The 19,790-nt window shown below is 68.3% G+C and carries 14 protein-coding genes and 1 tRNA gene; 4 read left to right on the top strand and 11 right to left on the bottom strand.

All coding sequences use genetic code 11. The annotated features are described in order from the left end of the window. Window positions 1–88 precede the first annotated feature (88 nt). From AAG565_RS13065 to AAG565_RS13050, 4 genes are all read left to right on the top strand, one after another. Entirely contained in the window at window positions 89–2,281 is a 2,193-nt protein-coding gene (locus tag AAG565_RS13065; RefSeq protein ID WP_348820052.1) for a DUF1302 family protein, read from the top strand. Between the two features lie 17 nt (window positions 2,282–2,298). Next, entirely contained in the window at window positions 2,299–3,846 is a 1,548-nt protein-coding gene (locus AAG565_RS13060; RefSeq protein WP_348820051.1) for a DUF1329 domain-containing protein, read from the top strand. 73 nt (window positions 3,847–3,919) lie between these two features. Then, on the top strand, window positions 3,920–4,999 hold the full coding sequence (locus AAG565_RS13055) for a YCF48-related protein (RefSeq protein WP_348820050.1): 1,080 nt from the start codon (window positions 3,920–3,922) through the stop codon (window positions 4,997–4,999). A gap of 16 nt (window positions 5,000–5,015) precedes the next feature. Then, the gene (locus AAG565_RS13050) at window positions 5,016–7,595 is read left to right on the top strand and encodes an efflux RND transporter permease subunit (RefSeq protein ID WP_348820049.1); all 2,580 of its coding nucleotides are present in this window, start codon (window positions 5,016–5,018) and stop codon (window positions 7,593–7,595) included. Between the two features lie 6 nt (window positions 7,596–7,601). Here AAG565_RS13050 and AAG565_RS13045 read toward each other — a convergent pair whose 3' ends face one another. The 11 genes from AAG565_RS13045 to rplM all read right to left on the bottom strand — a co-directional run bounded on the left by AAG565_RS13045 (window position 7,602) and on the right by rplM (window position 19,575). Further along, window positions 7,602–8,489 carry a MerR family transcriptional regulator gene (locus AAG565_RS13045; protein ID WP_348820048.1) on the bottom strand — a complete coding sequence of 296 codons (888 nt, stop codon included), beginning with the start codon at window positions 8,487–8,489 and terminating at the stop codon, window positions 7,602–7,604. A gap of 51 nt (window positions 8,490–8,540) precedes the next feature. Then, window positions 8,541–11,579 carry an EAL domain-containing protein gene (locus AAG565_RS13040; protein WP_348820047.1) on the bottom strand — a complete coding sequence of 1,013 codons (3,039 nt, stop codon included), beginning with the start codon at window positions 11,577–11,579 and terminating at the stop codon, window positions 8,541–8,543. 139 nt (window positions 11,580–11,718) lie between these two features. Then, entirely contained in the window at window positions 11,719–12,927 is a 1,209-nt protein-coding gene (locus AAG565_RS13035; RefSeq protein WP_348820046.1) for an acyl-CoA dehydrogenase family protein, read from the bottom strand. A gap of 13 nt (window positions 12,928–12,940) precedes the next feature. Further along, window positions 12,941–14,236 carry an acyl-CoA dehydrogenase family protein gene (locus AAG565_RS13030; RefSeq protein ID WP_348820082.1) on the bottom strand — a complete coding sequence of 432 codons (1,296 nt, stop codon included), beginning with the start codon at window positions 14,234–14,236 and terminating at the stop codon, window positions 12,941–12,943. Between the two features lie 63 nt (window positions 14,237–14,299). Next, window positions 14,300–14,764, bottom strand: coding sequence for a hypothetical protein (locus tag AAG565_RS13025; protein WP_348820045.1), 465 nt, complete (start codon window positions 14,762–14,764; stop codon window positions 14,300–14,302). Window positions 14,765–14,879: 115 nt separating this feature from the next. Then, window positions 14,880–16,694, bottom strand: coding sequence for a long-chain-acyl-CoA synthetase (locus AAG565_RS13020; protein WP_348820044.1), 1,815 nt, complete (start codon window positions 16,692–16,694; stop codon window positions 14,880–14,882). Window positions 16,695–16,831: 137 nt separating this feature from the next. After that, entirely contained in the window at window positions 16,832–17,317 is a 486-nt protein-coding gene (locus AAG565_RS13015; protein WP_348820043.1) for a hypothetical protein, read from the bottom strand. Between the two features lie 148 nt (window positions 17,318–17,465). Continuing rightward, complete coding sequence (locus AAG565_RS13010; protein ID WP_348820042.1) at window positions 17,466–18,401, bottom strand: hypothetical protein; 936 nt, start codon at window positions 18,399–18,401, stop codon at window positions 17,466–17,468. Window positions 18,402–18,598: 197 nt separating this feature from the next. Further along, window positions 18,599–18,672 (bottom strand) — tRNA-Gln (locus tag AAG565_RS13005). Between the two features lie 61 nt (window positions 18,673–18,733). Then, window positions 18,734–19,132: a 30S ribosomal protein S9 gene (rpsI, locus tag AAG565_RS13000; protein WP_348820041.1), complete on the bottom strand. Its 399-nt coding sequence runs from the start codon at window positions 19,130–19,132 to the stop codon at window positions 18,734–18,736. A gap of 14 nt (window positions 19,133–19,146) precedes the next feature. After that, window positions 19,147–19,575 carry a 50S ribosomal protein L13 gene (gene rplM, locus AAG565_RS12995; protein ID WP_348820040.1) on the bottom strand — a complete coding sequence of 143 codons (429 nt, stop codon included), beginning with the start codon at window positions 19,573–19,575 and terminating at the stop codon, window positions 19,147–19,149. Between the last annotated feature and the right edge of the window lie 215 nt (window positions 19,576–19,790).

Raw genomic sequence — 19,790 nt, 5'->3', positions numbered from 1 at the left:
GAGTTGCGCGCGGAGACGAGGCACGACGCGGCCCGGCAACATTGCGGGCCAGCAGTCCGGCTGAGCGCATTTTTCGGGGGAGCTTGAAATGCGGAAGAAACACGAGGCCCGTTGCGGGCTGTTGATCGGCATCGCCGGCCTGCTGGCGGCGGGCCCGGTCCAGGCCATCGAGTTCGAGTATGGCGATCTGTACGGCAACCTGAAGAACCGCGTGTCGATCGGCGCGTCCTGGCGTGTCGAGCAGCGCGACGAGCGCCTGATCGACAAGAACAACCTCAATCCGAGCCTGTGCGGCAGCGCCGTCAACGATGCCTGCATCTCGTTCAACGGCAACACCGCGCTGAACGACAAGCTGGTTGCGGCACCCGGTGCCTATTTCGCGCTGAACAAGGACGACGGCAATCTCAACTACGACCAGGGCGACATCGTCGCCGCCGTATCCAAGCTGACCAGCGAGCTGTCGATGACCTGGGGCAACTACACCTTCAAGGCCGGCGGCACGGTGTTCTTCGACCCGATCAACTACGACTTCGACGAAACCCATCCGGACACGACCTACCAGCCGCGGCGCACGAAGCGCGACGACGACGTACGCGACAACGTCGGTCTCGACTACACGCTCGGCAACCTGCTGGTCAGCGGCCTGTTCAACGTCTTCGGTCACGACTTCGCGCTGGCGGTCGGCTACCAGAACATCCGCTGGGGCGAATCGACGCTGATCGCGCTCAACAGCCTGTCCGAGATCAACGCACCCGACGCGCGCTACCTGTACCAGCCCGGCACGCAGATCGCCGCGGTGTTCCGCACCACGCCGGCGGTGGTGCTGACCACCTCGCTGACCGAGACCACGTCGATCGACCTGATCTACCAGCTCGCCTGGCAGGGGGTGACGATTCCCAAGGGCGGCAGCTTCTTCGCGCCCTACGACGTCATCGGCCAGCCCTACGCGGTGCTGACGCTGGGCCAGTTCCATGAAGACCCGGACGGTCTGCAGCGCCTGCCCGGCATCGGCGCGGACATCTCCGACACCTCGCTGACCGTGCCGGTCGCGCAGCGTGAAGGCGAGCCGAAGGATTCCGGCCAGTTCGGCGCCAAGCTGACGACCTACCTGTCCGACATCGGCACGGAGCTGAGCTTCTACGCGCTCAACTACCACAGCCGGCTGCCGTACCTGAGCATGTACGCGACCGACCACACCTGCATCCAGGACACGACGACGGACGTGCTGCAGGCCACCGCCGACTGCCAGGGCATGAAGCTCACGCCCAACGGCCTCGAACCGGCACCGATCGACACGGCGCGGATCTTCCTCGACTACCCCGAGAACATCCAGATGTACGGCATGAGCTTCAACACCACGCTCGGCAAGTGGTCGCTGGCCGGCGAGGTCGCCTACCGCCCGAACCTGCCCGCGCAGATCCAGGTCACCGACGTGGTGTTCACCGCGCTGCAGCCGGCGCTGCCGGCCAACGACATCTACCTGGGCGCGCAGACGCTCCAGCAGCTCACGCTCGGCGGCCTGATTGCGGCCGGCACCGATCCGGCCACGGCCGCCGCGGTGCTGACCTCGCCCAATACCGCCAACCTGCTCACGCAGGTCCTCGCCAATCCGGGCAGCAGCTTCTACCTGCCTTCGCGCGATCACGCGGTGCCCAGCTACCTGAAGGACTATCGCGGCTGGGACGTCGTGCAGCCCAACCAGCTGGTGCGCGGCTACGAGCGCCTGCAGGTGCTGCAGTTCGACTTCACCGGCATCCGCATCTTCGGCAGCAGCGACAACCCGATCGGCGCCGACCAGGTGCAGTTCCTCGGCGAAGTCGGCGCCACCTGGGTGCTGGACATGCCGGATCGTCCCCGGCTGCAGTTCGAAGGCGGCGACTTCAACAACACCCACTACAGCCCCGGCGCCGACGGCACCGGCGGCGAACCCACGGACGGCTCGCCGCGGGCGATGCGTCTGAATCCGACACAGCAGCGCAAGGGCTTCGCCGACGACTTCGCCGCCGGCTACCGCATCATCGTGCGCATGGAATACAACCAGCTGCTGTTCGGCTGGACCTTCAAGCCGCAGCTGGTATGGTCGCACGACGTCCATGGCATCGCCATCGCGCCGGCGCAGAACTTCATCGAGAACGCCAAGCTCTACCAGATCGGCACCGACATCGAGATCACCAACAAGCTCGGTGCACAGCTGTTCTACCAGGGCTGGGCCGATGGCGGCACGGTCAACGGCTACCGCGACAAGGACTTCGCCGGCTTCGCCGTCTCGTACACGTTTTGAACTTGAGGAGAGCTCGCATGCACAAGACAGGATGGTGGACGACGCTCGCGGCCGCGGTCGCGCTGGGCGCCACCTCGGGCGCGTTCGCCAAGGCCTCGGCCGACGAGGCCGCCAAGCTCGGCAAGGAACTGACCGCGGTCGGCGCGACGCGCGCCGGCAACGCCGACGGCAGCATTCCGGAATGGGTCGGCGGCAAGTATTTCGATGACGTGGTGCGCGGCCAGACGCCGCAGAGCCTGGAGCAGGTGCGCCAGCAGTTCGAGGCGGCGCGGGCCAAGAATCCGGCCGACTTCGACGCGCTGCTCAAGTATCTCGACAGCTTCAAGATCGAGGACTACCCGACCATCTCCAAGCAGATCGACTCGATCATCGCCAAGCTGCCCCCGGCCGACGCCGAGCTGGCGCGCAAGCAGCGCGCGCAGATCGGCGGCGGCGGCAAGTACGAGGCGCCGCAGTTCATCATCACCAAGGACAACCTGTCGCAGCACGCCGACAGGCTGACCGAGGGGCACAAGGCGATGTTCGCCAAGTACCCCGACTACAAGATGATCGTCTATCCGTCGCTGCGCACGGCCTACTTCCCGCCCGAAGTCGAGCAGGCGACGATCAAGAACGCATCGACCGCCGAGCTCAAGGGCACCGACGAAGTCGATGGCGCCGTGCTCGGCTTCCCGTTCCCGATCCCGAAGAGCGGCGCCGAGGTGCTGTGGAACCACAAGATGCGTTTCCGCGGATCTGCGGTGCGGCGCTTCAACAACCAGGCGATCGTCAAGCTCGACGGCAGCTACAAGATCAGCAAGCTGGTCGAGGACGTGAAGTTCAAGTACGCGAATCTCAAGGAAGCCAACCCGGGCACCAAGATCCTGCTGTATTACCTCTCGGAAGTGCTGTCGCCGCCGCGCGTCGCCGGCCAGCTGATCCTGGTGCATGAGACGTCCGGTGCCGGCGGCAGCGGCCGCGACGCCTGGATCTACAACCCGGGCCTGGGCCGCGTGAACCGCGCGCCCGACGTCGGCTACGACAACCCGTACATCGGCACCGACGGCGAGCAGTTCAACGACCAGGTCGATCTGTTCAACGGCGCACTCGACCGCTACGACTGGAAGCTGGTCGGCAAGAAGGAGATGTACATCCCGTACAACTCCTTCCTGATCAACGCACCGCTGATCAAGTACAAGGACATCATCCGTCCGGGGCACATCAACCAGAACCTCGCGCGCTACGAGCTGCACCGCGTCTGGATCGTCGAGGCCACGCTGCGCCAGGGCCTGCGCCACCAGTTCAAGAAGCGCCGCTTCTACGTGGACGAGGACAGCTGGGCGGTCGCCGTGGTCGATTGCTACGACAACCGCGACCAGCTGTGGAAGGTGCAGGAAGGCCAGCTGCTGACCGTGCCCTTCGTGCCGACCGTCACCGCGATCCCGGAGATCATCTACGACCTGCAGAGCGGCCGCTATTTCGTCACCGCGCTACAGAACGAAGACCGGATCAGCGATTTCAAGATCAACTTCGACGACAAGGACTTCGCGCCCAACGGCCTCGCGCGCAAGGCGCAGAGCCGCTGACCGGCGCGTCACCGCCAACGCCCCTCTCCCCGTGCGGGACGAGGGGCGCCGGGGGCACACAGGGGGACGCATCATGAGTCGCCACAACGTGCGGGTGGGCATCGCCTGCGGATTGCTGATGATGGGCGGCGCGCCGCTGTTCGCGCAGGACGCCGAGGTCACCGATACGTCGCTGGCCCCTCGTCCGGCCGTGATGGCGCCGCGCGCGGCCACGTCGCTGCTGCTCGATGTCGCCCGCGCGGGCGACCACTGGGTCGTCGCCGGCCAGCGCGGCAACATCCTGCGCTCGACCGACGGCAGGCAGTGGCAGCAGGTGCCGGTGCCGGTCGACGCCACGCTGACACGACTGCGTTTTCTCGATTCACAGCGCGGCTGGGCGGTCGGCTACGACGGCACCGTGCTCGCCACGACCGACGGCGGCCGCAGTTGGTCGCTGCTGCAGCACGACGCGAGCTGGGCCAAGCCGTACTTCGACATCCTGTTCTTCGATCCGGACCACGGCCTGCTCGCCGGCGCCAACGGCGCCCTGCTGGCGACCGCCGACGGCGGCCGGACCTGGACGCCGGTGGCCACCGACGCGCTCGAAGACCAGCCGAACCTGTACAACCTGGTACCGCTGAACGACGGCAGCCTGCTGCTCGCCGGTGAACGCGGCTTTCTCGCCCGCTCGACCGACCGCGGCGCGACCTGGCAGCGCCTGCGTTCGCCTTACACCGGCTCCTATTTCGGCGCGCTCGCCGTCGGCGCACGCGGCGCCGTGATCTTCGGCCTGCGCGGCAATGCCTTCCACGCCGCCGACGTCGCCGCGGTGCCGTCGCTGTCGGCCGCCGACCTGCAGGCCATGAACGACGCCGCGCTCGACCCGGAAGCCGCGAGCGCCGGCAACGGCAACGGACCGGTGTCGGCCGTGCCCGGCTGGACGCCGCTGCGCAGCGGCGAGTTCGAGAGCCTGTTCGGCGGCACGGTTGCGGCCGACGGCCGCGTGCTGCTGTTCGGCATGAACGGCCACATCATGCAGGCCGATCTCGCCAGCGGCGAGCTGCGCCGCCTGCCGGTCGCGCCGGACAACAACATGAATGCGGGCGTGGCGACCGATGGCGACGTGATCGTCGTCGGCACCGCCGGCGTGCAGCGCCTGGCACTGACGCCGTAACCGGGGAGAACAGACCATGGCTGGAGCCGCCATCAGCGGGCCGATCACCGAACGCATCCTGCGCGTCGTCGAACCGATCATCTACGGCAAGCGTCACCTCACCCACCTGATCCTGCTGGCGCTGACCGCGCTGTTCCTGGTGCAGACCGCGCGCCTGCAGCCGGACGCCGGCTGGCTCAAGTCGGTGCCGCTCAATCATCCGTACATGCAGAAGTTCCGCGAGTACTACAAGGACTTCGGCGGCGCCAACACCGTGCTGTTCTCGCTGATCCAGGACCACGGCGACATCTACAACCCGGCGTTCATGAACACGCTGCAGAAGGCCACCGACGACGTGTTCTTCACGCCCGGCGTGGACCGCGCACGCGTGATGTCGCTGTTCACGCCCAACGTCAACTACGTCGAGAACGTCGAAGGCGGACTCGCCGGCGCCACGGTGATCCCGCCGGATTACCAGCCGACCCCGGAAGTGCTGGAGAAGGTGCGCTCGAACGTCGCCAAGGCGCAGGTGATCGGCCGCCTGGTCACCAACGACCAGCGCGGCGCGATGATCATGGCCGAGCTGCTCGAATACGATCCGCGCACCGGCGCCAAGCTCGACTACCGCGAGGTCGGCAGCTATCTGGAGCAGCTGCGCGCCAAGTACGAGAAGGACGGCATCCGCGTCCAGATCATCGGCTTCGCCAAGATCGTCGATGACATGACCAACGCCTCGCTCGAAGTCGCCGGCTTCTTCGGGCTGACGCTGGTCATCACCGGCCTGCTGCTGTGGCTGTACTGCGGCTCCTTCCTGCTCGGCCTGATCCCGCTGGGTTCGTCGGTCGTCGCCGTGGTCTGGGAGATGGGCCTGCTGCGCACCGTCGGCTTCGGCCTCGATCCGTTCGCGATCCTCGTGCCCTTCCTGATCCTCGCGGTCTCGGTCAGCCACGGCGTGCAGTACGTGAATTCCTGGGTGGACGAGGTCCATGCCGGCCGCTCCAACTACGACGCCTCGCTGGAGACCTTCCGCCGCCTGGCCATCGCCGGCACCATCGCGCTGATGACCGACGTCGCCGGCTTCGCGACGATCTACCTGATCGAGATCCAGATCATCCGCGAGATGTCGATCAACGCCGTGCTCGGCGGCCTGGCGATCATCGTCGCCAACAAGATGTTCGTGCCGATCTGGCTGACGATGATCAAGCTCAAGGACGTCGATGCGTTCATCGAACGCCAGAACAAGCGTGATGCGGTGCTCGACAAGGCGTGGTGGTGGCTGTCCGGCGTGACGAGGATCCCGGTCGCCTCCGCCATCATCGTCTTCTGTGCCGTCGTCGCCGGCTGGGCGACCTGGGCCAAGCAGGATCTCAAGATCGGGGACGCGCTCAAGGGCGTGCCGGAACTGCGTCCAGACTCGCGCTTCAACCAGGACTTCAACGCGATCACCGACAACTACCAGATCGCCGTCGATATCTTCAAGGTGATCGCCGAGACGCGGCCCAACGGCTGCATCGACTACGAGCTGATGGACCAGGTCGATCGCTTTGCTTGGCAGATGGAGAACACCGAGGGCGTGCAGTCGACGCTGTCGCTGCTGACCTTCGCCAAGCTGGTCTATCAGGGCCTGTCCGAAGGCCGCCTCAACGCGCTGGTGCTGCCGCGCAACCGCTTCGCGATGGCGCAGGCCACTGCGCTGGTGCCGACCAGCACCGGCCTGCTCAATGACGACTGCGACGCGCTGGCGGTGTACATGTTCACCAAGGACCACCGCGCGGAGACGATCAGCCACATCGTCGACGAGGTCAAGAAGTTCAACGAATCGAACCGCGCCGATTTCTTCGCGCGCACGCAGGACGTCACGCCCGAGTACTGCGACCGCAAGTACGCGGCCTTCCAGAAGTACAAGGCCGCCAACGCGCGCGTCTTCGCGCTGGTCGAGCAGCCGGACACCGATGCCGAGACCTCGCGCGCCGCCAGCGCCGAACGCGACCGGCTGCAGGCGGAGTACGAGACGTTCGACCGCAACTGCCCGGTGAACTTCGCGCTGGCCACCGGCAACGTCGGCGTCATGGCGGCGACCAACGAGGTGGTCAAGGCCAAGGAAACCGAGATCGTGCTGTGGGTTTACGTGGTGATCCTGGTGCTGCTGTGGCTGTCGTTCCGCAACTGGCGCGCGATCTTCTGCATCGTCGTGCCGCTGGCGCTGGTGTCGCAGCTGGGCTACGGCGTGATGGCGACGCTCGACATCGGCATGAAGGTGGCGACACTGCCGGTGCTGGCGCTGGCGGTCGGCATCGGCGTGGACTACGGCGTTTACGTCTACGGCGTGATGGCCGGCGCGCTCGACGAGGGCAAGCCGCTGCGCCAGGCCTATTTCGAGACCCTGCGCGGCACCGGCAAGGCGGTGATCTTCACCGGCCTGACGCTCGGCGCCTCGGTGCTGACCTGGCTGATGTCCGAGCTGCAGTTCCAGATCGACATGGGCCTGCTGCTGCTGTTCATGTTCACCGCGAACATGTTCGGCGCCGTGCTGCTGCTGCCGGCACTTGCGGCCTTCCTGCACCCGCACAAGGAAGCAGGCGAAAGCCCGCTCGCCCACATCCGCCCGGAGCCCTGAGCAGACTCAGACCTTGCGGGGTCGTCTGCCGTCCTTGCGCGACGGGCGCTCCGATCTGACGGACGCCTCGGCTTCTGCAGCGGGACGCTGGATGCGGTCGAGGATGGTCGCCAGACGATCGCCCAGATGCCGCGTCGCCGACAGCTCCATCGCGCGCGCGACCTCGGCGTGCACCGCCATCTCGACCAGCGGCCGCAGGCGCCAGATGATCTCGCCCAGGCGCGGCACCTGGTCCGGCGGCGGCAGCCCCTTGCCGTAGGGATCGAACAGGTATTTCTCGACCAGCTGCACCATGCGATCCGCCGCTTCCTCGACGTTGCGGCGCAGCTTGCCGACCACGTCGAGCATCTCGTCGAGCGGAATCCCCGCCTTCACCAGCTCGGCGCCGGCGTGGATCATGCGCGGACTGGGCGCGCGGAACTTGGCGCCTTCGGGAATCAGGATGTTCAGGTCCGCCGCCTTGACCAGCCAGCGCACGTTGAAGCCGCCGCCGAACAGCTTGACCAGCTCGGCCAGCGTGTACTGTTTCTCCACCTCGTCGGTCCACGGGCTGGACACCGCCGATTCCAGGCCGAACAGGCCGGACAGGTCGGTCCCCGTCTCCCAGGCTTCCAGCATCTCGCCGATGCTGTGGAGCGTGTAGCCGCGGCCCAGCATCTGACCGATGATGCGCAGCCGCGACAGGTGCAGGTCGCCGTACACGCCGACCCGGCCGCGGCGCTCCGGCGGCGGGATCAAGCCGCGATCCTGGTAGGCGCGGATGTTGCGGATCGTGGTCTGCGCCGCCCGCGCCAGCTCGGCGACGCTGTACTCGGCCGGCTTGCGCGGCTCCTCCGGCGCTCGTACCGCCCCCCGGCCGCTCCCCGCGGCCCCGGCCTTCTTGTTGGCTGACATGCGGGCGATGATAGCCCGAGCCGGCGGCGCGAGGCAGCGCCAGGCCCGCGCTCAAGCGGGGAGTATCGCTCGCGGCGCGCGCAGCCAGTCGATCACTTGGTCCGCCGGCACCGCGGGGCTGTACAGGAAACCCTGGGCCTGGTCGCAGCCGCGTGCGCGCAGGAATGCCGCCTGCTCGGGGGTTTCGACACCTTCGGCGACGGTCTGCAGGTGCAGCGAGCGGGCCATCGAGATGATCGCGGCGACCAGGTTGGCGGCGCGCTCGGTGCCGAGCATCGGCGCGATGAAGCTCTGGTCGATCTTGAGCGTGCTGATCGGCAGGCGCGAGAGATAGGAAAGGGAGGAGTAGCCGCTGCCGAAGTCGTCGATGGTGATCGGCACACCGAGTTCGCGCAGGCGCTGCAGCTTTTCGGTGCTGGCGCCGATGTCCAGCATCAGGCTCGACTCGGTCAGCTCCAGTTCGATGCCGGGGCTGACTCCGGCATCCCAGCCGGGCAGCGCGGCCAGGATCCCCGTGATGTCCTCGACGAAGGCCGGATGCTGGAGCTGGCGCATCGACACGTTGACCGCGACCGGCGGCGGCAGCAGCCCCGCGTCGCGCCAGCGTTGGCGATCGGCCAGGGCCTGGCGGATCGCCCAGCGTCCGACTTCGAGGATGGCGCCGGTTTCTTCGAGAACCTCGATGAGCGGACCGCAGCCGGTCGCAAATCCGTCTTCGGTGGGCCAGCGCAACAGCGCCTCGACGCCGACGATGCGGCCGCTGCGCAGGTCGATCTTGGGCTGGTAATACAGCGCGAGTTCGCGCTCGACCACCGCGCGGTGGATGCGCCCCTCCAGGCTCAGGCGCTCGCGCACCGTCTGGTTCATGGTCTGCGTGTAAAACAGGTAGCGGTCGCCGCTGGCCTTGGCGCGCTTGAGCGCGGCTTCGGCATTCCGGAACAGGGTCTCGGCATCGCTGCCGTCGTCGGGATAGATCGCGATGCCGATGCGCGCCGACGGATGGTAGGTCTCGCCGGCCAGCTCGACCGCTGCCGCCAGCTCCGTGTCGATGCGCTCCTGCAGCACGGCCGAGAGATCCGCAGTGCGGGTGATGCGCGGCACGATCAGCGCGAAGCGGTCGCCACCGATGCGCGCGACGCGCTCGCCACCCCCGACCGCCTGCAGCCGCCGTGCGACGGTGCGCAGCAGCGCATCGCCGGCCGCGGCGCCGAGCGCGTCGTTGAGCGCCTTGAAGCGCTCGATGTCGAGCACCAGCAGCGCGAGCTGGTGCGCGCCGGCGGAGGCCGCGCCGATGAACTGGGTCAGGCGGTCCTTGAACAGCGCGCGGTTGGCGAGCTGCGTCAGCGGATCGTAGTAGGCGAGGTAGTCGAGCTTGCGCCGCTGCGCGATCGACTGCATCGCAAACGACAGGTCGGAGGCCAGTTCCGCGAGCAGCGCGACCTCGTCCTCGTCGAAGAAGCCGGCCTCGCCGGCGTAGAAGTTGATCGTGCCGGTCACCGTGTCGTCCACCCACAGCGGATACGCCGCCGATGCACGGAAGCCGCGCGCGAGCGCCGCCTCGCGCCACGGCGCCATGACCGGGTCGGCCTCGATGTCGTTGACGACCAGCGCGCGGCCCTCGCGCAGCGCGGTGGCGGTCGGCCCGCGGCCGGACGGGTCGTCCGGCCTGATCGGGATGCGGATGCCATCGAGGTAGCCGTCGTTGGCGCCGTAGCTCGCCGCTGGCCGGACGGTGCCGTCGGCGCCCAGCGTGCCGATCCAGACCAGGCGGAAGCCGCCGCGGCGCACGGCGATGCGGCAGGCGGATTCGTAGAGCTCCTCGCTGCTCTGCGCGCGCACCATCATTGCGTTGATCTCGGAGGTCATCGCGCGTACCCGGCTGAGGCGCTGCAACGCCAGCTCGGCACGTTTGCGCTCCGTGATGTCGCGTACTGCCGCGCAGATCAGCGCGCCGTCGTCGGTGTCCAGCGGTCCGAGGCTGATCTCGACCGGAAATTCGCTGCCGTCGCGGCGCCGCGCGGACAGATCCATCAGCTTGCCCATTGGCCTCTGGGACGGGTGCTGCAGGTAGTGGTCACGATGTCCCCGATGCACCTTCGCAAGTCGCTCCGGCACGAGGATCTCGACCGGCTGGCCGATCAGCTCGCTGCGCGCATAGCCGAACAGGCGTTCGGTCTGCGCGTTGACCAGCACGATGCGGCCCTCGCGATCGACAATGACCATCGCGTCCGGCGCCGATTCGAGCAGGCGGCGGAAGCGGTCCTCGTCCTTGCGCCGTTCGGCGGCGTGGCCGATCTTGCGGGCGATCATGCGGATCAGGTCGCGCTCCTCGCGCAGGAACGGCCCTTCGTCGCGCTCGGGCCGCGGTTCCAGATACGAAACCTCGATGCTGCCGGCGCTCTTGCCGTGCACGACGATATCCTGCTGCATGCGCCACGGCGAATCGCCGCAGCGTTCGGAGACAAACTCGCGTCCGAGCAGGCGGATGCGCGCACAGGCGATTTCGGGATGCATCCACGCCGGCGGCAGTGCCTCGACGATCTCCGCCAGTGCCGCGTCCAGCGCGTGGCCGGCACGCTCGAGGATGTCCGACACGCGGATGATGCAGTGCAACTCCTTGATGCGCTCGCCGAGCTGCTCGGTCCGCTCCGCCAGTTCGCGCTCGACGCGCCGGCGCTCGGTGACGTCCTGCACGGTGCCGAGCGAACGCTGCGGGCGGCCGTGCTCGTCGTAGTGCGTCAGGCCGCATTCGTGGACGTGCTTGACGCGACCGTCCGCCATCAGCAGGCGATGGTCGATCGCATACGGCTGACGCGTCTCCACCGAGTGCCGGAAGGCGGCATCGACGCGCGCACGATCGTCGGGATGAACCCTCGACAGGAAGGTGTCGTAGCTCGGCTTGAACGCCGACTTGTCCAGCTCGAAGATCGCGAACACCTCGTCCGACCAGCTCAGCGCCTGGGACGGGATGTCGAGCTCCCAGCTGCCGACATGGGCCAGTTGCTGCGTTTCGCGCAGGCGCGATTCGCTGGCGCGCAGCGCTTCGAGCACGCGCTCGCGCTCGCGAACATCGGCCTGCCGGTCCTGCAACCTGCGCCGGGAAAATCTGCGCTCGCGCTTGCGCACCGCAACCCACTCTGTCGGACGATTCCTACAGAAAGTCTGCCGCGCCGGCGCCCCGGTGGGCCGCCGTCACGGCGTGCGGCATCCGCCTCGCGACGAGCGGCGCTTACTTCAGCTCGCTGGACGTCTTGCCGAGCAGCCGGCGCGCGACGATCAGCTGCTGGATCTGCTGTGTCCCCTCGAAGATGTCGAGGATCTTGGCGTCGCGCGCCCATTTCTCCAGCAGCTCGGTCTCGCCGTAGCCGGTCGCGCCGCACAGCTCGACGCACTTGAGCGCGATCTCCACGCAGCTGCGCCCGGCCTTGGCCTTGGCCATCGAGGCCTGCAGGGAATTGGGCTTGCGGTTGTCCGCCATCCACGCCGCCTGCAGCGTGAGCAGGCGCGCCGCCTCGTAATCGGCTTCCAGGCGCAGGAACTCGGCCGCGGCGGCGGCCTGCGCCTGGGCCGGACGGTCGTATTCGACTTCGACGCCCGCCGCGGCGAGCTGCCTGCGCGTCTCGTCCAGACAGGCGCGCGCCAGGCCGACCGCCATCGCGGCCACCAGCGGCCGCGTGTTGTCGAAGGTCTGCATCACCCCGGCGAAACCCTTGTCGGTGCGGATCTCCGGGTCGCCGAGCAGGTTCGCGGCCGGCACGCGGCAATCGCGCAGCGCGAACTGCGCCGTGTCCGACGCGCGGATCCCGAGCTTGTGCTCCAGACGCACCAGCTCGAAGCCCGGCGTCCCCTTTTCGACAACGAAGGACTTGATCGCGGCGCGGCCGGCGCTCTTGTCCAGCGTCGCCCAGACGACGACCAGTTCGGCGCGATCGCCGCTGGTGACGAAGATCTTGTCGCCGTTGAGCACGTAGTGGTCGCCGTCCTTGCGCGCGGTCGTGCGGATCGCTGCGGAGTCGGAGCCGCAATGCGGCTCGGTGATCGCCATCGCCGCCCACTTGCCGGCGAAACGCTCGAGCTGCTCGTCGCTGGCGACCGAGGCGATCGCGGAATTGCCCAGACCCTGGCGCGGCATCGTCAGCAGGAAGCCGACGTCGCCCCAGCACAGCTCCATCGTACCAAGCACGGTCGAGAGGTTGCTGCCATTGCGGTTGCCCTCGCCGTGGACGGCATCGCGGCGCACACCGGTCGCGCCGGCGCCCTCGCCGCTGCCGCTGGCGCTCATGCCGTCGAGCAGCGCGCCGAGCATGTCGAGCTCCCGGGGATATTCGTGCTCGGCGCGATCGTAGCGGCGCGAGTTCGGCCGGAAAATCTCCCGGGCGACCTGGTGCGCCTGCTCGACCAGCATGCGGAACTTCTTCGGCGTTTCCAGATTGATCATGCCGGGTCTCCGTTCAGACGAGCACCACGCCTTCCATCACGCCGGTCGCACGCAGGTCGCGGTACCAGCGTTCGACCGGATGCTCCTTGACGAAGCCATGGCCGCCGAGCAGCTGCACCGCGTCCGAGCCGATGCCCATCGCCTTGTCCGCGCACAGCCGCCGCGCGAGTGCCGTCTCGCGGGCATGGTCCAGCCCCTGCTCGGCACGGCTGGCCGCGCGCCAGGTCGCCAGGCGCATGCCTTCCAGCTCGATGCCGATGTTGGCCACCGCGAAGGCCACCGACTGCCGGTGACTGATCGGTTCGCCGAAGGCGACGCGCTCGTTGACGTAGGGAATGACGTAGTCGAGCGCCGCCTGGGCGGTGCCTACCGCGAGCGCACACCAGCCGATCCGCGACAGGCGGATGCAGTCGCGGTACACCTCGGCCGCGCCGCCGCCGATCAGCGCAGCAGCGGGCAGCTTCACGCCGTCGAGGTGCAGGCGCGTGGTTGCCGCCGCGCGCAGACCCATCGCCGGATCGGCCTCGACGCTCAGGCCCGCGTTCGACGATTCGACGATGAACAGTGCAGGCCCGGCACCTTCCAGCCGTGCGGCGACGATGAACAGCTCGGCTTCGGCGCCGCGCGGCACCAGCACCTTCACACCGTCGAGGGTGTAGCCATCACCGCTGCGGCGCGCCACGGTCTGCAGCTGCAACGGATCGAACAACGGTCGCGGTTCGAGCACGGCCAGTGCCGCGGCCGGCGGCCTCTCGCCGACGAAGGCCGGCAGATAAGTCGCCTGCTGCGTCGGGTCACCCCACAGCACCAGCGCGGTGGACACGGCCACCGGTGCCAGCCCGGCCACCGCCAGACCCATGTCACCCTGCGCCAGCGCCTCGGCGATCAGCACATTGCCGACCACCGAACGCTCGCCGCCGACGCCACCCAGCGCCTCGGGAATCGACAGTGCGCCGACACCCAGATCGTTGATGCCGGCCAGGATCTCTGCAGGTGCCGCGCCGGCGGCGTCGGCCGCCTGCGCGGCCGGCCGCATGCGCTCCAGGGCAAAGCTCAGCGCCGCCTCGCGCAGCATCTGCTGCTCGTCGGTCGGCGTCAGGTCGAACAGCCCGGCGTTGGCGGCCGGGCTCAGGCGCGCGGGTTTGAGCAGCTTCTGCGTCGCCTGAAAGCTGCGCGCAACCGCGCCGGCGCCGCGGAATCCGATGCGGGCGCCGTGATACAGCGCCTGCTGCGCCGGCTTGCGCAGCCCCAGCCGATCGACCATCGGCAGGCCGGCGAAGCGGTTGATCGCCCGCAGACCCAGTCCCATCGCCTTGCTCGTGATGCTCATGTCTCCTCCTGGGGCGTCGGTCCGGCGCGCCGGCGCGGGCGCTCAGGCCAGCGCGTCGCGCGTCTGTTCGAGGAACACGTCCACCAGGCGCGTGAACTTGCCCTGGATGAACGGCGGCGCGACCAGTCGGTACATCAGAGGAACCGGGACATCGTGCAGCTCGCCGCGCACGTCGAAGGACAGGCGCGAACCGGCGCCGCGCGGCTGGATGCGCATACGCCCCTCGATCACGGCATTGCCATGCCGGGGCAGCGGCGACCACGACAGCTCGCCGGCGTCGGCATCGACCTCGAAGCGCGCCGCGTAGCGGACCTCGTGCGAGATGCCCGCAGCCTTGGAGCCGATCGGTGCCATTTCCCACAGGTAGCTCTGCCGATCCAGCGGCGTCAGCTTACGCAGCTTGGGAAAGCGCCGGATCGTGCTTTCGTAATCGTCGAGCAGGCTGCGTGCGCGCTCGAAACAGACGGGCATCTCGACGCTGCGCGCGATGCTGATGTTGACCTTCATGGTGCTTCGTTCAAGACCGATACCGGGATTGGAGCTTCGCACCGGCGCACGCGCGCGCCCTTGGCCGCCCGAACAGGCCCGCAGGCAACCTGGCCAATTCGCGGACCGCCCGCGCTCAGAAGCGCAGCTCGCCGTCGCGGATGCGCGCGTACAGCGCCGGCGTCAGCGGCTCGTAGCCCGCGTCGCGGTCGCGCAGCACGTACAGGGGTTCGTCCACCTGTCGCGGGTCGAAGCCCTGCTGCTTGAGCGTGCCCTTGCGGAACTTGAAGGTGCCGGTGGTCTCGTGTTCGTCGCGCAGGCGCAGGAACAGCGGCACGGCGTAGGCCGGCAGCGCGGCGACCAGATGCGCGGCCAGCGCGCGCAGCGTATCCGCCGTCGGCGCCTGCGCGAACGTCAGCGCCGCCATGCCGGCACGGCCGTCGCAGCGCGGCACCTGCACGCCGTAGACGACGGCCTGCTCGATGCCGGGAAACTGGTTGAGCGCGGACTCGACCTCGGTGGTGGCGACGTTCTCGCCCTTCCAACGGAAGGTATCGCCGACCCGATCGACGAACTGGATGTGCCGGAAGCCCTGGTCGCGCACCAGGTCGCCGGAATTGAACCAGCAGTCGCCCTTCTTGAAGACGTCGCGCAGCAGTTTCGCCTCGCTGGCCTTGGCGTCGGTGTAGCCGTCGAACGGCGCCTTGTCGGTGACCTCGGTGATCAGCAGGCCGATGGCGCCGCGCCGCACCTTGTTCATGAAGCCGCGCCGGTTGCGCACCGGCTCCTCTACATCGGCGTCGAACTCGACGATCGCGAACGGCAGCGGGCAGTAACCCGCGGTGCGCGGCACGCCGAAGCCGTTGACGAAGGCCAGATTGCTCTCGCTCGCACCATAGAACTCGCAGATGCGCTCGATGCCGAAGCGCTGCTGGAACGCGTCCCAGATCTCCGGGCGCAGGCCGTTGCCGGTGATCACGCGCACGCGGTGGTCACGGTCGCGCGGCGTCGCCGGACGGTTGAGCAGGTAGCGGCACAGCTCGCCGATGTAGCAGAAACTGGTGGCGTCGTAGCGGCGGATCTCGTCCCAGAAACGCGAGGCCGAGAACTTGCGCCCCAGCGCCAGCGTCGCGCCCACGGCGAGCACCGCACCCCAGGACACGGTCAGCGCGTTGTTGTGATACAGCGGCAGGCAGCAGTAGAGCACGTCGTCCGGCTTGAGACGCAGCGTCATCTGGCCCAGCCCGACCATGCCGCGCAGCCAGCGGTAGTGCGTCATCACCGAGGCCTTGGGCATGCCGGTCGTGCCGGAGGTGAAGATGTAGAAGCAGGGCTCGCGCAGCGTGATCTGCGCGGTTTCCGGCGGGTCATCGGCGGCCGCGGCCGCCGACAGCGCGCGCAGGTCGAGCCAGCCGTCGGGCGCCCGGCCCTCGCCATCCCAGAGCCAGCGGATGCCACCAGCCGCACCCGGTGCATAGCCGGCGCTGGCGGCCGCGTCCACGCACTCGGCGCCGACGATCAAGGCCTTGGCCCTGGTCAGGCGCAGGCTGTGGGCGAGGACCTCGCCGCGCTGCTGCGGATTGAGCATGCCGGCGATCGCACCGAGTTTGACCGTCGCGCAGACGCAGGCCAGCACCTCCGCGCGGTTCTCCATGAGGATACCGACGCCATCGCCACGCCGCACGCCCTGTTCGCGCAACACTGCCGAGATGCGATTGGCCCAGGCATTGAACTCGGCATAGGTCCACGTCCGCTCCTCGAAGCGCAGTGCCGGCTGGTCCGGCCGCTCGCGCGCCCAGCGCTCGATCACGGCGCCGATCGAACCGACCTTGTCCGGCGCCAGCAGCAGCAGATTGAACAGGCCGCGGTTGACGGTGAGCGTATCCGGCAAGGCCTGCAGCACCCCGCGCAGCAAGTCACGAACCCGGACGACGTCCCCGCTTGGCTTCATGGCGCTCGATCCCCACGGACGGATATGCGGACGCAGGGCGCGGCCGCGATGGGGCATAGCTTCGAATCCCGGCGCGGCCGGGCGCAAGGGCTACAGCGCCAGCGCACGCTGGCAGCGGCGGTCCTGAAGGGCGAAGCTCAGGCCGCTTCGCTGAGCGGCATCGCCGATGCCGGCAGGTAGCCTGCGGCACGCAGCCGTCCGCGCAGCCAGGTGCGAAAGTCCTCGCGCATCTGCGGATCGCACTTGAGTGTGGCGCTCTCGGCCTCGGCGACTTCGAGCATCCGGCCCAGCGCGTCGTCGCACAGGGCATCCGGCTGCGGCAGGCCGGAGTTGATCAGTTCGGAACGCAGCATGATCCGGATCGGCCCCAGCAGACTGCGCAGCGCGTGATCCGGGCGGGTGAAGCGGCGCCAGGGGATCGCGCCGACGGCGGCGGTCGCCTCCAGCGCGGCGTACCAGAAGGCCTCGATGGCGAGCTCCAGGCGCTGACTGCCCGGTCGCATCCCGGTGGTCACGCGCAGCACGCGGTTGCGCAAGCCTTCCAGGAAGATGCGGACGTCGTTTGCGCTGAGTTCGGGCGCGCTGCCACCCGTCTCGACCTCCACCACCGGACTCGGATTCACCCTGCACCTCCACCGGCGCGATACGCGGACCCACCCGCAAATGCGCCTGGCGTTCAGTCTGGCGGCGGCGGATCGGACGGAGTACGGCCGGGCGGACCGGTGGCGTGGCCGCGCGGATAGACGGCGCAGGTGTTCCGCGGCCGCGGATTCAGGCGCGCCGTGCGACCGGATCGGACGGCGCCAGCCGCGCCAGCACCAGGCGCCGTGCCGCGGCGGTGGTCTCGACATAGGCGTTGCCGCTGAAGCCGCCGTGGACCATCGGCACGGCGGGCAGGGCTTCGACCTGGAGCCGCGCTGCGCGCCCTTGGCCATAGGCCCGCCGCTGGCCGCTGTCGGCATCCACCGAGACGCAGCCGACGATCAGCCCCGCATTGCGCTCGGCCAGCCGCTGCAGCGCCGCCGCGGGCGGGTTCTCGACGGTCTCAAATTCGTAGATCGCCAGCCGCCGGCCGCCGCCGATCGCCTCGAAACGGCTGCCGATCAAGCGCGCATCCTCGGGCGTGCCCCAGTTCTGCAGGCACCAGTTGCGCCCCGCGTAACGGTAGGAACCCTGCAGCACCCGGTACGGCGGCAGGATGACACGCGTCAGCGAGAAGCCTTCGCGGAACAGGCCACCGGGCATCGTCAGGCGCGCGCTGCCCGCGACGTCGCCCGGCTTGAGCGCGAGCAGTCCGCGCATGAAGTGCCGGCAATAGGCGCTCGACGTGTTCCACAGGTTGCGGAAGTGACGCGCCACGGCGGCGTTGGTGATCAGGTGACGGTTCTCGACCTCCTCGCAGGCCTGCAGGATGTCCTCCAGGCTCAGCGCCTCGATCCGGCGACCGGAGCGGCGCAGCGCCAGGAACACCACCTCCCGCTCGACCTCCTCGGCCGGTCGCCATGGCAGCGCCTGCGCGTGGGTCAGGTTGCGGTGCAGGCGCATGACGTCGGCATCACCGCCGCCGACGACCAGCACGTTGAACCACAGACGCTCCGGCACCTGCGCCTCACCGCCCGGTTCGCCTGCGGCCGGCTGCGGCTGCAGCATCCTGGCCGCCGGGTCGCGGCTCGCGCGCAAGGAACCACTGGCCCAACCGATTTTCATGGCAAGGACTCTACGCAGGTGATCCGGGGGTCGGCGCATCCGCAGCGCCGCCGGATCACCCTAGCGGACGAACGGCAATCGCGCCACCTGCGATCCAGCGATGCCGTCGGCCAAGTGCGGATTTACTACCGCGATCCACGGCGGTCGGCACCGGCGCGGCAAAAAAACAATGCCCCGCTGGTGCGGGGCATTGGTGTTGGCTGGGGGACTAGGATTCGAACCTAGACTAGCGGAGTCAGAGTCCGCGGTCCTACCGTTAGACGATCCCCCATCCGAGCGTTCCACCCTCAAGGTGGCGGGGGCCGCGAGTATAACCCGCGAGCCCCGGAGAATTAACGCTTGGAGTACTGCGTACCGCGACGGGCCTTGTGCAGACCGACCTTCTTGCGCTCGACCTCGCGGGCGTCGCGCGTGACCAGACCAGCCGCGCGCAGCGTCGGGCGGAAAGCCTCGTCGTAATCCATCAGCGCGCGGGTGATGCCGTGACGGATCGCACCGGCCTGTCCGTTCGGGCCGCCGCCAGCAACGGTCACCTTGATGTCGAAACGGCCGACCGAGTCGGTCACTTCGAGCGGCTGGCGCACCAGCATGCGCGAGGTCTCGCGGCCGAAATACTCCTCGACGGTCTTGTCGTTGATCGAGATGGCGCCCTTGCCGGGCTTGAGGAACACGCGCGCCGTCGCAGTCTTGCGGCGGCCCGTGCCGTACTTGTAATCGATGGTCTTGGCCATGGAACTGGTTCCGGTCAGAGGGTGAGAGCCTGCGGCTGCTGCGCGGCGTGCGGATGCTCGGCGCCGGCATAGACCTTGAGCTTGCGGAACTGCGCATAGCCGAGCGGGCCCTTCGGCAGCATGCCCTTGACCGCCTTCTCGATCGCGCGCTCGGGATGCTTGCTCAGCATCTCCTCCAGCGAGGTCGAACGGATGCCGCCCGGATACTCGGTATGGCGGTAATAGGTCTTGTCCTTGAGCTTGTTGCCCGTGGCCTTCACCTTTTCGGCGTTGATCACGACGATATAGTCGCCGGTATCGACGTTGGGGGTGTACTCGGGCTTGTGCTTGCCGCGCAGGCGATTGGCGATCTCGGTCGCCAGCCGGCCCAGCGTCTTGTCCGTCGCGTCAATCACGAACCAGTCGCGCTTGACGGTCTCGGACTTCGCGAAGATGGTCTTCATGAGGTCCAGTCCACTGTGCCCCTGATGGGGCGGTTATAGTTCGGTCGCCCGGACATGCGCCCGGCCGACCTCGAAAGGGCGCGGATTCTAGCGGCTCCGGCCGCGGCTTTTCAACTGGCAGCCTCTTCCAATGACACATGAGCCTGAAGGGGGTGCGTGATTCCAACGTGAAGTGAGCCTGAAAGGCCGGCGGGGCGGCGGGATCATCGGAGGAT

The sequence above is a fragment of the Fontimonas sp. SYSU GA230001 genome, from assembly GCF_040066175.1.
In the GTDB taxonomy this organism is placed as follows: Bacteria; Pseudomonadota; Gammaproteobacteria; order Nevskiales; family Nevskiaceae; genus Solimonas.
The sequence above is the reverse complement of the archived record's forward strand: the minus strand, read 5'-3'. Positions and strand labels throughout refer to the sequence as shown.

Coding starts and splice junctions, on each gene's coding strand:
- AAG565_RS13065 (WP_348820052.1), top strand. CDS start 89: ATGCGGAAGAAACACGAGGCCCGTTGCGGGCTGTTGATCGGCATCGCC.
- AAG565_RS13045 (WP_348820048.1), bottom strand. CDS start 8,489: ATGTCAGCCAACAAGAAGGCCGGGGCCGCGGGGAGCGGCCGGGGGGCG.
- AAG565_RS13035 (WP_348820046.1), bottom strand. CDS start 12,927: ATGATCAATCTGGAAACGCCGAAGAAGTTCCGCATGCTGGTCGAGCAG.
- rplM (WP_348820040.1), bottom strand. CDS start 19,575: ATGAAGACCATCTTCGCGAAGTCCGAGACCGTCAAGCGCGACTGGTTC.
- AAG565_RS13030 (WP_348820082.1), bottom strand. CDS start 14,236: ATGGGACTGGGTCTGCGGGCGATCAACCGCTTCGCCGGCCTGCCGATG.
- AAG565_RS13060 (WP_348820051.1), top strand. CDS start 2,299: ATGCACAAGACAGGATGGTGGACGACGCTCGCGGCCGCGGTCGCGCTG.
- AAG565_RS13050 (WP_348820049.1), top strand. CDS start 5,016: ATGGCTGGAGCCGCCATCAGCGGGCCGATCACCGAACGCATCCTGCGC.
- rpsI (WP_348820041.1), bottom strand. CDS start 19,132: ATGGCCAAGACCATCGATTACAAGTACGGCACGGGCCGCCGCAAGACT.
- AAG565_RS13010 (WP_348820042.1), bottom strand. CDS start 18,401: ATGAAAATCGGTTGGGCCAGTGGTTCCTTGCGCGCGAGCCGCGACCCG.
- AAG565_RS13020 (WP_348820044.1), bottom strand. CDS start 16,694: ATGAAGCCAAGCGGGGACGTCGTCCGGGTTCGTGACTTGCTGCGCGGG.
- AAG565_RS13025 (WP_348820045.1), bottom strand. CDS start 14,764: ATGAAGGTCAACATCAGCATCGCGCGCAGCGTCGAGATGCCCGTCTGT.
- AAG565_RS13055 (WP_348820050.1), top strand. CDS start 3,920: ATGAGTCGCCACAACGTGCGGGTGGGCATCGCCTGCGGATTGCTGATG.